The 804-nt window shown below is 68.0% G+C and carries 2 protein-coding genes; one reads left to right on the plus strand and one right to left on the minus strand.

Going from position 1 to position 804, the window contains the following annotated elements:
* Positions 1–190, minus strand: a 190-nt coding sequence (locus tag ACPYOM_RS22075) for an SDR family NAD(P)-dependent oxidoreductase (RefSeq protein ID WP_481347601.1), incomplete at its 3' end; no start/stop codon positions are given.
* A 103-nt stretch (positions 191–293) separates the two neighbouring features.
* On the opposite strand from ACPYOM_RS22075, the gene ACPYOM_RS22080 reads away from it, so the two are divergent.
* Positions 294–804, plus strand: a 511-nt coding sequence (locus tag ACPYOM_RS22080; RefSeq protein ID WP_481347602.1) for an MmyB family transcriptional regulator, incomplete at its 3' end; no start/stop codon positions are given.

The following is an 804-nucleotide window of genomic DNA, read 5'->3' on the forward strand; positions in this document are numbered from 1 at the left end:
GCGCGACACCGCGCCGACCTCTGGACTCGATGGACGCGACGACGTCGCGCGCTTCGGCCTCGCTGCTCTTGTAGGTGATGACCACGTCGAGACCTGCATCGGCGAGTGCCAGTGCGGTAGCGCGCCCGAGCCCGCGGCTGGCGCCGGTGACCAGGGCAGTGGTGGGGTGGTTGTTGTTGTCATTCGTCATGAGTCCCAACGTGGTGCCTGGCACGACTCGGTGAAAGAGACCCGTGCATCCACGGACTCCCGGTCTCTGGATGAGGCACGCTCCCTCACCGAGAATGGGCCCCATGGATCGTGGACTTCTAGCCGACTTCCTGCGCCGGCGCCGCGAGGCGCTGCAGCCCGAGGACGTCGGGCTGACGCGTGGTCCCAGACGCCGCACCGACGGCTTGCGCCGTGAAGAGGTCGCGTTGCTCGCGAGCATGTCGACCGACTACTACACCCGCCTCGAGCAGCAGCGTGGTCCGCAGCCCTCACCTCCGATGCTCACGGCGATCAGTCGGGCGCTGCGACTGAGCCGGACCGAGCGCGACCACCTGTACCGGCTGGCCGGTCACGTCCCTCCGCGCAGTGACATGCGCAGCGACCACGTGTCACCAGGCGTGCAACGGGTGCTCGACAGACTCGACACGCCGGCCATGGTCACCAACGACCTCGGCGAGGTGTTGGCACAGAACCCCTTCGCCATCGCACTGTTCGGCGACGAGTCGCGCTTCGCCCCTGAGGACCCGAACAGGTCCCGCTTCCACCGCTGGTTCACCGATCCGCGCGAACGCGCGCTCCACCCTGTCGAGGAAC

It is taken from the genome of Monashia sp. HAY1-2A (genome assembly GCF_056755315.1).